At 55.8% G+C, this 12,878-nt stretch carries 11 protein-coding genes; 2 read left to right on the forward strand and 9 right to left on the reverse strand.

The window, feature by feature from the left end; genetic code table 11:
- Positions 1 to 41 precede the first annotated feature (41 nt).
- Together moaC and ACQE3D_RS00530 are read left to right on the forward strand one after the other, a co-directional pair.
- Positions 42 to 536: a cyclic pyranopterin monophosphate synthase MoaC gene (moaC, locus tag ACQE3D_RS00525; protein WP_064025471.1), complete on the forward strand. Its 495-nt coding sequence runs from the start codon at positions 42 to 44 to the stop codon at positions 534 to 536.
- Between the two features lie 424 nt (positions 537 to 960).
- On the forward strand, positions 961 to 2,595 hold the full coding sequence (locus ACQE3D_RS00530) for a L,D-transpeptidase family protein (protein WP_313729397.1): 1,635 nt from the start codon (positions 961 to 963) through the stop codon (positions 2,593 to 2,595).
- Between the two features lie 56 nt (positions 2,596 to 2,651).
- On the opposite strand, the gene ACQE3D_RS00535 is transcribed toward ACQE3D_RS00530, so the two are convergent.
- From ACQE3D_RS00535 to ACQE3D_RS00575, 9 genes are all read right to left on the reverse strand, one after another.
- Entirely contained in the window at positions 2,652 to 3,371 is a 720-nt protein-coding gene (locus ACQE3D_RS00535; RefSeq protein WP_231883603.1) for a YcbK family protein, read from the reverse strand.
- Positions 3,372 to 3,790: 419 nt separating this feature from the next.
- Complete coding sequence (locus tag ACQE3D_RS00540; RefSeq protein ID WP_064026997.1) at positions 3,791 to 4,534, reverse strand: methylenetetrahydrofolate reductase; 744 nt, start codon at positions 4,532 to 4,534, stop codon at positions 3,791 to 3,793.
- Positions 4,535 to 4,849: 315 nt separating this feature from the next.
- Positions 4,850 to 6,313 (reverse strand): transglycosylase SLT domain-containing protein, encoded by a 1,464-nt coding sequence (locus ACQE3D_RS00545; protein ID WP_313729396.1) that lies wholly within the window; start codon positions 6,311 to 6,313, stop codon positions 4,850 to 4,852.
- 237 nt (positions 6,314 to 6,550) lie between these two features.
- Complete coding sequence (locus ACQE3D_RS00550; protein ID WP_313729395.1) at positions 6,551 to 8,071, reverse strand: fumarate hydratase; 1,521 nt, start codon at positions 8,069 to 8,071, stop codon at positions 6,551 to 6,553.
- Positions 8,072 to 8,288: 217 nt separating this feature from the next.
- Positions 8,289 to 8,501, reverse strand: a complete 213-nt coding sequence (locus ACQE3D_RS00555) for a hypothetical protein (RefSeq protein ID WP_071160012.1) — start codon at positions 8,499 to 8,501, stop codon at positions 8,289 to 8,291.
- 408 nt (positions 8,502 to 8,909) lie between these two features.
- Positions 8,910 to 10,076 carry a lytic murein transglycosylase B gene (gene mltB / locus ACQE3D_RS00560; RefSeq protein WP_313729393.1) on the reverse strand — a complete coding sequence of 389 codons (1,167 nt, stop codon included), beginning with the start codon at positions 10,074 to 10,076 and terminating at the stop codon, positions 8,910 to 8,912.
- An 18-nt stretch (positions 10,077 to 10,094) separates the two neighbouring features.
- Positions 10,095 to 11,228, reverse strand: a complete 1,134-nt coding sequence (locus ACQE3D_RS00565; RefSeq protein WP_064026987.1) for a PilT/PilU family type 4a pilus ATPase — start codon at positions 11,226 to 11,228, stop codon at positions 10,095 to 10,097.
- A 15-nt stretch (positions 11,229 to 11,243) separates the two neighbouring features.
- Entirely contained in the window at positions 11,244 to 12,281 is a 1,038-nt protein-coding gene (locus ACQE3D_RS00570; RefSeq protein ID WP_064026984.1) for a type IV pilus twitching motility protein PilT, read from the reverse strand.
- A 238-nt stretch (positions 12,282 to 12,519) separates the two neighbouring features.
- Positions 12,520 to 12,852, reverse strand: a complete 333-nt coding sequence (locus ACQE3D_RS00575) for a TraR/DksA family transcriptional regulator (RefSeq protein WP_064026982.1) — start codon at positions 12,850 to 12,852, stop codon at positions 12,520 to 12,522.
- Positions 12,853 to 12,878 lie beyond the last annotated feature (26 nt).

The following is a 12,878-nucleotide window of genomic DNA, read 5'->3' on the forward strand; positions in this document are numbered from 1 at the left end:
AGAATACAATACAAGCCTGTTTTACTACACCGAACACCCAGATGCCAGCAAAGCTCTCTCATTTTAATGCCGTCGGCGAAGCGCACATGGTCGACGTCGGTGATAAAGCCGTGACAGAGCGCACGGCTGTCGGCGAAGGCTATATCGCGATGCAGGATTACACTCTGACGTTGATTATGTCCGGCAGCCATAAAAAAGGCGACGTGCTGGGAATTGCTCGAATCGCCGGCATCATGGCCAGCAAGAAAACCGCCGAGTTGATTCCGCTGTGCCACCCATTGTCGCTGACCCACGTCGAGATCCAACTGGAACCGCAACCCGAATTCAATCGAGTTTATTGTCGAGCCACCGTCAAAACTACCGGGAAAACCGGCGTGGAAATGGAAGCCCTGAATGCTACCCAGGTAGCGCTATTGACGATATATGACATGTGCAAGGCGGTTGATCGCGGCATGACGATACAATCGGTACGCTTGGTGGAAAAAATCGGCGGCAAATCCGGCCACTGGCGCCGCGACGAATCCGAAATCGTTTGATGTCGTCGACCTTTGGCGCCAAGCACGCCAAAGGTATGCCGCGTACCACTTCAAGCTTTCGGAACAGCGCACGAATTTTACTGGTCAAAACGCCTCTCCATGCTATTTTAAACTTCCATGAAGCGCCTAATTTGCTGAACCGCAACTGGAAAAGGTCGGTTACCGATTCAATTGTCGCCAGAACAGGGTAGAATTAGCGAATGATGATGGCGTTGAATTTGGCAATTGGCTGCCGATATGCAAACGACCGTACTATCGCATCAGGAGTTTCAACCGTTTGACCATGACTTTTAAACCACGCGTCTCAATAGATCATCGCCGCCGACCTGCCTGGTTTACGTTACTGGCTTGCCTCGCGACTTATCAAGGCACGGTTCCAGCGCTAAGTGCGGATGTACCCGCAGCCGCGCCTGTGCTGGAGACCATGCCGCCAAGCCAGGTCAGTCCGCCTACGATTCCGATTCCTGCCGACAATCCTATCGGCGCGATACTGCTCAGCAAACAACACCCTTTGCTGCTGCGCGCCGATTTTAGCCGCGTGAGCGAGCTCGTCAATCAGGTCTACCAGAACAGCCATTTTCAACCGATTTGGTTCTCCGCCGCACGTTCCGAAAAGAATCTGCGCGATTTGATCGATATTTTGAATAATGCGCCTAACGATGCGCTAAATCCGGGCAATTATGATGTCGACCATATCCGGAATTTGATTGGCGGCTTAATCCCGACCGGAAACGCGATTGCCGGCCACGACGTCGCATTGACGGTGTCGCTAGTGCGCTTCCTGCACGAATTGCGCCAGGGTCAGGTCGAGCCCCGCGAAGTCGGCTATCCGGTGCATATCGCCCCTAAACCAACCTTGGATGTGGCGACCTTGTTACGAGAGCATTTAGATAAGCAGACTCTGCCCGAACTCGTCCAAACTTTCGAGCCGAAAGCCAAGCAGTATCAACAGCTGAAACAGATTCTGAATCGGCTGCGGCAACTGGACCGGCAAAGCGATCTGGCGGAGTTCAAACCCGGACATGCGTTAAGACCCGGCGACCGGCATCCGCAAGTCGCCAATTTGCGTCAACGTCTGGTCGCGCTGGGTGTGGTTGACTCGCTGCAAAGTGGAGACGATACGTATTCTAGCGATTTGGTCGAAGCGGTCAAAAAGATTCAGCAACAGCAAGCGTTGAAGGCCGACGGCGTCATAGGTCCGGCGACATTGGCGGCGTTGAACGCGCAATCCGTCGGCGAAAAAATTGCGCAAATCGAGCTGGCGATGGAACGGGCGCGCTGGATTCCAGATCCCGCCGACGGCCCTATGATAGTCGTCAACATCCCCGCCTTCGAATTGTGGGCGTTTAATTCGACCGACGATGCCAATCCGTTGAACATGAAAGTCATCGTTGGTAAATCCCCGGACAATCAGACGCCGCTACTCTGGGAAGAAATGAAATACCTGGAGTTCATGCCTTACTGGAATATTCCGAAAAGTATTTTCGAGAAGGAAATCTTGCCGAAAACCGCGAATAACGAAGGCTATCTGGCTAGCCAGGATATCGAACTGGTTCGTCACCAAAATAGCGAGGAGCGCGGCGGCGGCAGCTATTTGCGCGCCCGGCAACGGCCCGGCAAGAAAAACCCGCTGGGCCGCGTCAAATTCGTGTTCCCGAACACCGCCGACGTTTATTTGCACGATACGCCGGGCCGGGCGGCTTTCAATCGCCAACGTCGCGACTTGAGTCACGGTTGCGTTCGGGTCGCAGAGCCGGAGCAGTTGGCCGAATTCGTGTTGGGTGATCAACAAGGCTGGGACAAGGAAAGCATTAAATCAGCGATGTCCGCTCCGAAGACTCGCCACGTGACCTTGAAGCGCTCGGTACCGGTGTTGTTTTATTACGGCACCGCGTTCGTCGATCACCAAAACCAGTTGCGCTTTTATCCGGATATTTACGGGCAAGACGAGCAATTGAAAAAAGCCCTACAAAAATTGCAAAACCCGTCGGCGCCGAATGCCGCCGCCAACAATCAATTGGCAGCGAACAAAACCTCGGACCTCCCGACCAATCCGTAATCCGGGATGCCCATAAAAAAAGCGCCTTAAAGGCGCTTTTTTTATGGGCTGGCGAGTTACAAGCTCCAGGTTCTAAACGTTCCGGTATCCAGGTGGATGAAATTCGAGTCCGGATAATAGCCCACTCCGCCGCGATGCATCGCTACCGCTGCATTGTGGATGCGCCGCAGATCGAAGCGTTCGATGCGAATGTCGACCGCCCGGCCATACATATGGAAGCTGTTGTTGGCAACGCCCGAATGTTCGGCGTGCAATTTGGCGTTGGTTAACGGCGAGCGATAACCGCAAATCACATCGAACGGCTGACTTAGACCCAGCATTTGCTTGAGATCGTGTAATTGATCCAAAAGCTCCGGATCGATGGGGTGAACATCATCGGTGCGGTGGTCCCGCAGCAAAAAACTGATTTCGTTCAACGCATCGCTCAGATAGCGGCCTTTTTCAAAATAGGTCAGATTCAAGTGATCGCCGGTATGCGGATTTTGAAAAGCCAGCGAACGATGATTCACCAAGCGTCCCCGGTCCGCTAAAAACATCGGCTCGCGCGGGCCTGGCATCACCAAATCGCGTTGGATCGGTTGAATCTCCGAATGTACTCTACCGCCGTGATAACTATGCCGATTCGCATAGTGATATTCCGTCGTCACGCCGTGTTTTTTTCCGCCGTAAACGTCGTGTACCCGGCTGTTAGGCGCGCCATGCTGGTCCGCCGAAGCGAGACGGGCATGACCGTGATCCGGTCGCGCGGATTTAGCCGATCTGCTTGCTACCGTCATGTTTGATCCCCGGCTGGATCCAGACTTGTGAATTTCTCGCGCCGCCTTAGCGGCGTGTTTAGGTAAGCGCACCGCAGTTCTGCCGGCGGCTGCCGCGCCATGGTTGTGTTCCGATTTTGCCGCCGATTTTTTTGCTGCCTGCACCGCGCCGGGCATCGCTATAGATAAGACAGCGCCGACCGCGAAACGGCCGAAAAAACTACGACGAGAGAGTTCCACCTCGTCCTGTTTGCTGCTGTGATTTTCTAAGTTACGTCTCAGCATCCATCATCTCCCAATTTAACTTCGCTCGGATAGTTATTGATTCCGAAGGCCAAAACCCAAAAAGGTCCGGAACGATTATAGCACTGCATCACGGTTCTGGCCCGTTTTGTGGGAAACCGCGGCTCCCCTTCGGTGCGGCAATGGGTAGGAGCAGCTCAACGCGGCAGGTCTATCCGTTCGAAATATTTTTGCAAGTCGATCCGAATCGGCATGAAGTAAACGTGCAGATCGGCAATGGTGGCGGACGCGATCAGCTGGTTGGCGAAGGCAACGTTCCAGTCGTAATCGGGGCGGAAGTCGGCCGGAAATTTGACCTGGTTTTTGACTTCCCAATAATTCATCGACGCTTTGGTGGTGATCGGACTGATCCCGATATAAGTCTCCAGCCCCCGAACCTGCTCGGCATAAATTTCCACCATTCGGCTATCGTAGAACGGTTGCGAAAATAGCCCTGTCGCGCCGGCATCGGCCTTGCGCTGGATGTAGTCGCATTCGTCCCGCAGACCGTGCCGATGCGGGTCGAAACCGGCATAGATATTCAACTCGGGAAAACGCTGATGTGTCGCACGAATCAGATCCACGACATCGGTGTTGTAAAAAGCCCGCTTCAAGCCTTCCGGCGGATCGCCGGTGACCAGCAATACGCTGTCCAACTGGTACTGCTCGATGATCCGGTACAACTCGCCGCTCTCAATCTTGAAATCGATTGCTCGAAAATGCGGAACAAAGCGATATTTGCCGCGATCGATGCGAGTCGCCAATTCCCAACTACGGGTGTCGAAACGCTGGATATCCGGTATGTTGATGATATTGATACCGTTACCCAAACCTTGAACGAAAGCGTATTGTTCATCGAAAGCCGCAAGGCTTCTAGGCACTATTTCAAAAGAGATATTCATGGACGTTGCGTGCAGTGTTGAGCATCGATTCGCCGTTACCGTTAGCGCTTAGGTCGAACCAAAACTCAATCATCCTAGATGGCCTGCTCGGAGATTCGGCTGCCGGCGCTAGCGCTGGTTGCGATGTTAGGGTGTTGAAACGTTTGTTGGACGTTGAGTTAATGAATGTTGGGTTGGCGGCAGCGGATATTTAGGCATTTCCGACGGAGGCATCTCCGCCGGGGGCAATACACACGCTACATCTGGCCGATTGATTCGGTATTCTAGCCGACTCCGGGACAAAAAACGCGTGCGAGACGGTTCGGAACTATTTTGCTAAGGGATGAATTGCTCGCGCGTCTGTTGCTGATGCTGCTGAATTGCCAACTGCAGCTTGTACGCCGCATAGTATTTGTAAATATTGCGCACGTAGGTCGTGGTTTCCCAGCCTATTTTATCGGCGACGACCAATTCCAGGTTATTGAACCAGCGATTGGGGTCGAAGCCGCGCTTTTCCGCCTCATGGCGCAGACGGGTGATGGCGCCGGGGCCGGCATTGTAGCTGGCGAAGGCAAAAAGCGTTCGGTCGTCGTCGCGGAACTCGATGTCGCTGAAGTAACGCGCCATCAAATCGTCCAAATACTTTGCGCCAGCGTGGATATTGGCTTCCAAACGCCGCACGTCGCCGACGTTTAGGCTCCGGCCGGTGGACGGCAGTACCTGCATCACCCCAATCGCGCCGGTTGGTCCGCGCGCGCTCTGCCTCAGTTGCGATTCCTGAAAACCTTGGGCGGCCAGCATCAGTGGGTCGAAGCGGTATTGGTCGCCGTATTTTTCGAACAGCTTCAGCATATCGGCGAAACGCTGCCATTCCTGATCGGCGGTGTTGTTCCGGATTTGCTCGATGTTTTTATTGAAAGCCACGATGGTTTGTTCGATCAAACGATGTTTTTTGACATCATTGAAATAAAAGTCCCGCAGTACTGTCTGCAATTCGGGACTTTGCTTGCGAAAAACCCACCCCGACTGTCCGGCGGAGCGCACCGCCACATCGGTCACGGTGATATTGGGCAAAACCTTGGCCCAAATATCCGCCTTCCAATCGTCGACGATGATGATGCCGACCAAGCCGGCATTCAGCATTTCCATTAAATCTTCGTCTTCAATCGCATCCGGTACGGTGACGATATTGACCGGCGCTTTTCCGGTGCTTTTCAGTCGGTCGTTCAATGCGGTCAGGCTGGCGTGGTAGCTGGACGACGGGCGGACATGCACGGTTTTGCCGCTTAAGTCTTCGACGTTAGCGATTACTTCGCCGCCGCGACGAACCAGCACCAACTCGGAGATCGAATAGTCGTCAGGCGCCAGGAAGTCGACCAGATCAAGACGCTCCGGGGTTTTAGTCAGATCGGCGGCGACAATGTCTCCCAAGCCGCGCTTGAGATCATCAATCAGCCGGTCGCGAGTCGTCGGCACGATTACGACGGTAATCGGCCGTTTGTGTAACTGCTTGGCGTATTGATGGTTAATGAAACGTTCGAAGTTACGCACCAGTTCGGCGGTTAAACCGCGCTCGCGACCCTTATCGTGAAAATATAGCGTCCGGCTGTGAGGCGCTAAAACTCGAATTAATCGCCGCTCCAACATTTGCGAGAAATCGCCGACCCAAACCTCGTTGGTCAGCGACAATTGCCGGGTCGAACCGGATGAGGACCGGTTCGGAAATAGGTCGGCATCGGCAAGCGCGGGTTGCGGCAACGCCAGACACAGTAAAAACAGTTTCAGTATGAATTTCGGCATCGGACGATGAATAACATTGCTTTGAAATGATCGAAGACTGGCACTATACCGCGAGCCGGGGACAGGTGGGAACGTCGAGTTGGCATGCGGGTCCGCTTGATTTTCCGAATAGATTTCGTTGTCGAGTCAGCGTGGACGGCTAAGGTGCCGGGGTTACCCCCGTTTCTAATTACCAGGCCTCGAATCCTTGCGTATTGGTAGACTGCCGGCTTCAGGCTACGGGGGTAATGCCGTAAATTACTCGGTCACGACTGGAATCTTGCCAATCTTCGATTGCCATTCCTTGGGAGCAGTGTCGTGTATCGACTCGCCCCGACTATCGACCGCCACCGTCACCGGCATGTCTTCCACCACAAATTCGTGAATCGCTTCCATACCCAGCTCGGGAAAGGCCACGATACGCGCCTGCTTGATGGCCTTGGAGACTAAATAGGCCGCGCCGCCGACCGCGATCAAATAGACGGCTTTGTGCTTGGCGATGGCGGCTATTGCTTGCGGGCCGCGCTCGGATTTGCCTATCATGCCCAGTAGGCCGGTTTTTTCCAGTACCGTATCGGTAAAGCCGTCCATTCGGGTGGCGGTGGTCGGGCCGGCCGGGCCCACGACTTCGTCGCGTACCGGATCAACCGGGCCGACGTAATAGATGAATTTATCTTTTAAATCGACGCCGTTCGGTAACGGCTCTCCTTTGTTTAAAAGATCGACGATACGCTTATGGGCGGCGTCGCGACCGGTCAGCAATGTGCCGCTGAGCAACAAGGTTTCGCCGGGTTTCCAGTCGGCAACGTCTTGCTTGGTCAAACCATCGATATTGACCCGTCGCGCCGTGCTGGCGGATTGGGTGATTGCCGGCCAGTCCGATAAACTGGGCGGCGTTAACACGGCTGGGCCCGAGCCGTCCAAGACGAAATGGGCATGGCGGGTGGCTGCACAGTTGGGGATCATCGCCACCGGCTTATTGGCGGCGTGAGTCGGGTAATCGAGGATTTTCACATCCAGCACCGTGGTCAGCCCCCCCAGACCTTGGGCACCGATGCCCAGTGCGTTGACCTTGTCGTACAACTCCAGCCGCAACTCTTCCAGCGCGTTGCTTGGGCCGCGCGCGATCAAGTCCTGAATATCGATAGCGCCCATGCAAGCCTGCTTAGCCAGGATCATGGCTTTTTCGGCGGTGCCGCCGATGCCGATACCGAGAATGCCGGGCGGGCACCAGCCGGCACCCATGGTCGGCACGGTTTTCATCACCCAATCGGCGATGCTGTCGGCCGGATTCAGCATGACGAATTTGGACTTGGCTTCCGAGCCGCCGCCCTTCGCGGCGACTTCCACGTCCACTTTATCGCCTGGCACCAGTTCCATATGCACCACCGCCGGGGAGTTGTCTTTGGTGTTAATGCGCTTTCCGGCCGGATCGGACAGGATCGATGCCCGCAACACGTTATCCGGATGCAGATAAGCCCGCCGTACGCCTTCGTTGACCATCTCGCCGACGCCCAGCTTGGCGTCCCAGCGCACCTCCATGCCGATCTTCAAAAACACCGTGACGATACCGGTGTCCTGACAAATCGGCCGCCGGCCTTCCGCGCACATCCGCGAGTTAATCAGAATCTGCGCCATCGCGTCCTTGGCGGCCGGGCTTTGCTCCTTCAGATACGCCGTGTGTAAGGCGTCGATAAAATCCTGAGGATGGTAGTACGAGATGAATTGCAAGGCATCGGCGATGCTTTGGATGAAATCGTCTTGACGTATCGTTGTCATGGCGCGACTGAAAGCTAAAAATCAGCCGAAAATTTACCACGAAGAGCCAAGGAATTGAGTATTTTTGAAATCGCGGGATTTATCCGCTAGCTCGTTGATTCATTGGATTCGCAATAACCCCGCAACGCCATACGCCAAGACCTAGATATTCCCGACATTGACCAATAGGGTTCTGAAAGTGCGGCGTGCCGCTCTCGATCTCGATGGCCTTGTTTGATTATCGAAGGCATAAATCCGGCATATCGAAGAAGACTTCCAGGCGATCCAGTTCGGTGTTGGCGATTTCCAGCGCAGCATCGAAAGTCGCCAAGTCGCCGGATTGGGTGGCGATATCCAGCATCAGATCGCACATCGATTTGGTTTTGATCAGGGAGTCGCGTTGCCTCTCCAGTTCTTCCTGTTGCTCGTCTGTTATTAAGTAAATTTTCATGACAACTATCCTTTACCGTCCACGGTCAGTCCAATGTCAGCATCGCCATTTTTCTTTGAAAGAATTTACGATTTGGCAATCTGGTTTGATTAAAAATGTGATCAATTTTGCAATTATCGGCTTGTTGCGTATGGTCGCCTTGAAAGCGCCGGCCTGGAATTGTTCGAAGGTCCAGTGCGCGACCATGATGACGGTGCGGATGTCGGGAAGGTTTTTGACATGCGTCGGCGCTGGTCGGTGGGAACCGCGCGGTTCGCAACGCATTGAAACTATGGATGTGGAGTGTGAGGATTCAGTCGGGTGGACACCGCGCGGGCCGGCTCGCGCTGCAACCGGAATTTGCCAGTGCGTTTAAGGCCGGGCTTGGCGGCATTCGACTTACCGTACGACTTACGTTAGGCCTTGGGACTAACCAAGACCGTCCCCGCCCGCCGTTCTCAAATAGCCGCTTTTGATCGCTTGAGCCAGCTCGTGTACCGCCATCGCATAATGGGTGCTGTGGTTGTAACGGGTAATGACGTAAAAGTTGGGGTGTCCCAGCCGGTATTCGTCGCGGTCATGGTGACGGAGCAACAGCAAACTGAGCGGGTAATCGCAACTGCAGGATTCCGCCGGTTTCAGCCCCGCGTCAGTCAGTTTGTCCAGCGAATACCGGCTGTCGAAGCCGGTTTCCAAGTCGGCGGCGGGTTGGCCGGACGCGGCGGAAACCACCGGTTGACCGGCTTGCCAACCGTGTTCGGCAAAATAGTGGGCGACGCTGCCGATCGCGTCTTCCGGATTCCATAGATCGCGGCGGCCATCGCCGTTGAAGTCGACCGCCCATTGCAAAAAGCTGCTGGGCATAAACTGACCCAAGCCCATCGCGCCGGCGAACGAGCCGACCGGCTTGCCGGGGTCCACGCCTTCGGCACGGGTCATGACCAGAAAATTCTCCAGTTCGCCTCGGAAATACTCGCCCCGGCGCTGGTAATCGAAGGCCAAGGTGGTTAGGGCGTCAATGACGCGGTGATTGCCGACGAAACCGCCGAACGTGGTTTCCACCGCCAGAATGCCAAGGATGTACTCGGCCGGCACGCCGTATTCGCGGCTGGCGCGTTGCAGCGAGGATCGGTACTTTTGCCAGAAAGCGACGCCGGCGTCGATATGACGGGCGTCGAGAAATTGGGCGCGATAGCGGCTCCAGCCGCCCTTGGCCGGCTTGCCCTTCATCGCTTGGTCCGACTTGGCGAGGTAGTCCAGAGTCCATTGCTTGCGCTTGGCTTGGCTGAACAGTCCGTACAGATATTCGCGATGGAAGCCGTGCTTTTGGCTGATGTCGTCAATAAAACGGCCGAGCGCTGGGTATCCGGCGTAATCGCCGGATACCGAAGAGGCCCGATAGTTGCCGGGTTCGGCCAGCGGCCTTAAATCGGGTGTCGCGGTACGGCCGCGTTCCGGCGGCGCTTGCCGGGTTGGACTGTAAGCCCGCTCGGAGGGCGCGTTCTTGGAAATGGGTTGAGAGCTGCAGCCATCCAGCAGCGCAATCAGCAGGACGGCGGCGATTTTGTTGGCGCGCGGAGAATTCGGAGGTTTCAAAGGTCGGGTTACCCAATGTTATTTATACAGCGCGCCTCCGTCGTCGTCGTTTTCTTCCAGCATCATGTCCTTGACCTCGAAATTGACGTTTTCGGCGCCCAGTTTGATCATCAGGCGGACTTCGTTGCGGGAGTCGGCGGCGTGTAGCGCGTCTTCGTAGCTAATTTTACCGGCTGCGTACAAATCGTAAAGCGCTTGGTCGAAAGTCTGCATGCCGTGTTCGCGCGAATTCTTCATCAATTCCTTCAGTTTATGCACTTCGCCCTTGCGGATCATGTCCGACACCAGCGGGGTGTTCAACAGAATTTCGATCGCCGGATAGCGGCCCTTGCCGTCCGAGCGCTGCACCAGTTGTTGGGCGACGATACCACGCAGATTCAACGATAGGTCCATGAACAATTGGCTGTGCATTTCCTCCGGAAAGAAATGCAGAATCCGGTCCAACGCTTGGTTGGCGTTGTTGGCATGCAAGGTACAAACGCACAAGTGACCGGTTTCGGCGAAGGTGATGGCGTGCTGCATCGTGTCGCGGGTGCGTACCTCGCCGATCAGGATCACGTCGGGCGCTTGCCGCAAAGTGTTTTTCAGCGCGACTTCGAAGGACTCGGTATCCAGGCCCACTTCGCGTTGGGTCACAATACAGCCTTGGTGCGGATGGATGAACTCGATCGGGTCCTCGATCGAAATGATGTGACCGCTGGTGTTTTCGTTGCGATGCCGAATCAGCGCCGCCAGCGATGTGGATTTACCGGTGCCGGTCGCGCCGACGAACATCACCAGACCGCGCTTATACATGATCAAGTCTTTCAGCACCGGCGGCAGGTGCAGTTGTTCGGCGGTAGGAATCGTGGTTTCGATGCGGCGTAACACCATGCCGGCCGAATCGCGTTGAGTAAAGGCGCTTACCCGGAAGCGACCCAATTCACTGACACTCAGCGCGAACTGGCATTCCTTGGTATTCTCGAACTCGTCGCGCTGGCGTTGCGACATCACGCTGAGCACCAGTTTCATGGTTTGTTCGCTGTTCAAAACACCCTTGGATACTTCGACGACCTTGCCGTCCACTTTCATGGACGGCGCCCGGCCGGCGGTAATGAACAGGTCGGACGCTCTTTTCTCGACCATCAGCGCCAATAAGGCTTTAAAGTCCATGGCCCCTCCTTAACCTCAGCGGAACATATCTTTGTTGACCGCGCGCGTCATCGCCGCCTTCGCGGTGATCAAACCCTTATCAACCAGTTCCTTCAGGTTTTGATCCAGCGTCTGCATGCCGTCCTTGCGGCCGGTTTGGATCGCCGAATACATTTGCGCGACCTTGGCCTCGCGGATCAGGTTGCGAATCGCCGGCGTGCCGACCATGATTTCGTGCGCGGCGATTCGGCCGCCGCCGACTTTCTTCAGCAGCGTTTGAGAAATCACCGCTTGCAAGGATTCCGACAGCATGGCCCGGATCATGTCTTTCTCGGCGGCGGGGAACACGTCGATAATCCGGTCTATGGTTTTCGCGGCCGAGGTGGTGTGCAGCGTGCCGAACACCAAGTGGCCGGTTTCCGCGGCGGTCAGCGCCAGCCGGATGGTTTCCAGGTCGCGCATCTCGCCGACCAGGATGATGTCGGGGTCTTCCCGCAAGGCCGAGCGCAAGGCTTCGTTAAAACCCAAGGTATCGCGGTGAATTTCGCGTTGGTTGATCAGCGATTTCTGGCTTTCGTGAACGAATTCGATCGGGTCTTCGACGGTCAGGATGTGCGCGTAATCGTTGGTGTTGATGTGATTGATCATCGCCGCTAGCGTCGTCGACTTACCGGAACCGGTCGGTCCGGTCACCAGGATCAAGCCGCGTGGTTTGGTACACAGTTCCGCGAAAAATTTCGGCGCGTCCAAATCTTCCAACGTCAGCACCTTGGACGGAATGGTCCGGAACACGCCGGCCGCGCCGCGATCCTGATTGAAGGCGTTAACCCGGAACCGCGCCACGCCAGGCAGCGCGAACGAAAAGTCTGTCTCCAGAAACTCTTCGTAATCCCGGCGCTGCTTGTCGTTCATGATGTCGTAGATCAGCGCGTGGACTTCCTTGTGATTGAGCGGCGGGATGTTGATCCGCCGGATGTCGCCGTCCACCCGGATCATCGGCGGCAAGCCGGCGGACAAGTGCAGGTCCGAGGCCTTGTTTTTAACGGAAAAAGTCAGCAATTCTGCGATGTCCATGGGGCGGGGTCCAACGAAAAAAGGTGGTGGGCAAAGGATAGTACAAAATCCGAATCGGCGGCGGGGATGCGCGCCGAACCCGCCGGAAACGACAGGCTTGGACGTCACGATGCCGCGAACCCTGGCCGCCGGAATGGTTGCGGCCCTGAAGGCCCGGCCGTTGTTTTTGAATGCGGGGTTCAGGCCCGAGGGCTCGCGTCATCCGTCTGGAACCACTGAAGGTGATTCCTCGGCGGGTTTACTGTTGCTCGGCGCAGCGTATACAGAGCGCGGCGTAGGGCAACGCGGCCAGCCGGGCGGGCTTGATCGGCTCGCCGCAGCGTTGGCAGATGCCGTAGGTGCCGGCGTCGATGCGGATGATCGCTTGCTTGATTTTTTCGACTTCGTCCCGAGTGACGTTGCCGATGGCATCCAGCACTTCGTCGTTCTCGGTTTGGGTCGCTTGTTCGGAAAAATCGCGGTCCAGCGCTTGGTCGATGTGCTTAACGTCGTCGGTAATTTTACCGAGGCGGTCGTCCAGCTCTTCCAGCATGTTCAAAAGCTGGTCGCGCACGTCGTCGTAGTCTTTCATAAGCGTCTCCGCGGTCCGGCCGGATC

The organism is Methylomonas sp. MS20, from assembly GCF_050275925.1.
Lineage (GTDB): Bacteria > Pseudomonadota > Gammaproteobacteria > Methylococcales > Methylomonadaceae > Methylomonas > Methylomonas koyamae_A.

Coding starts and splice junctions, on each gene's coding strand:
- moaC (WP_064025471.1), top strand. CDS start 42: ATGCCAGCAAAGCTCTCTCATTTTAATGCCGTCGGCGAAGCGCACATG.
- ACQE3D_RS00530 (WP_313729397.1), top strand. CDS start 961: ATGCCGCCAAGCCAGGTCAGTCCGCCTACGATTCCGATTCCTGCCGAC.
- ACQE3D_RS00565 (WP_064026987.1), bottom strand. CDS start 11,228: ATGGACTTTAAAGCCTTATTGGCGCTGATGGTCGAGAAAAGAGCGTCC.
- ACQE3D_RS00575 (WP_064026982.1), bottom strand. CDS start 12,852: ATGAAAGACTACGACGACGTGCGCGACCAGCTTTTGAACATGCTGGAA.
- ACQE3D_RS00550 (WP_313729395.1), bottom strand. CDS start 8,071: ATGACAACGATACGTCAAGACGATTTCATCCAAAGCATCGCCGATGCC.
- ACQE3D_RS00535 (WP_231883603.1), bottom strand. CDS start 3,371: ATGACGGTAGCAAGCAGATCGGCTAAATCCGCGCGACCGGATCACGGT.
- ACQE3D_RS00540 (WP_064026997.1), bottom strand. CDS start 4,534: ATGAATATCTCTTTTGAAATAGTGCCTAGAAGCCTTGCGGCTTTCGAT.
- ACQE3D_RS00555 (WP_071160012.1), bottom strand. CDS start 8,501: ATGAAAATTTACTTAATAACAGACGAGCAACAGGAAGAACTGGAGAGG.
- ACQE3D_RS00545 (WP_313729396.1), bottom strand. CDS start 6,313: ATGCCGAAATTCATACTGAAACTGTTTTTACTGTGTCTGGCGTTGCCG.
- ACQE3D_RS00570 (WP_064026984.1), bottom strand. CDS start 12,281: ATGGACATCGCAGAATTGCTGACTTTTTCCGTTAAAAACAAGGCCTCG.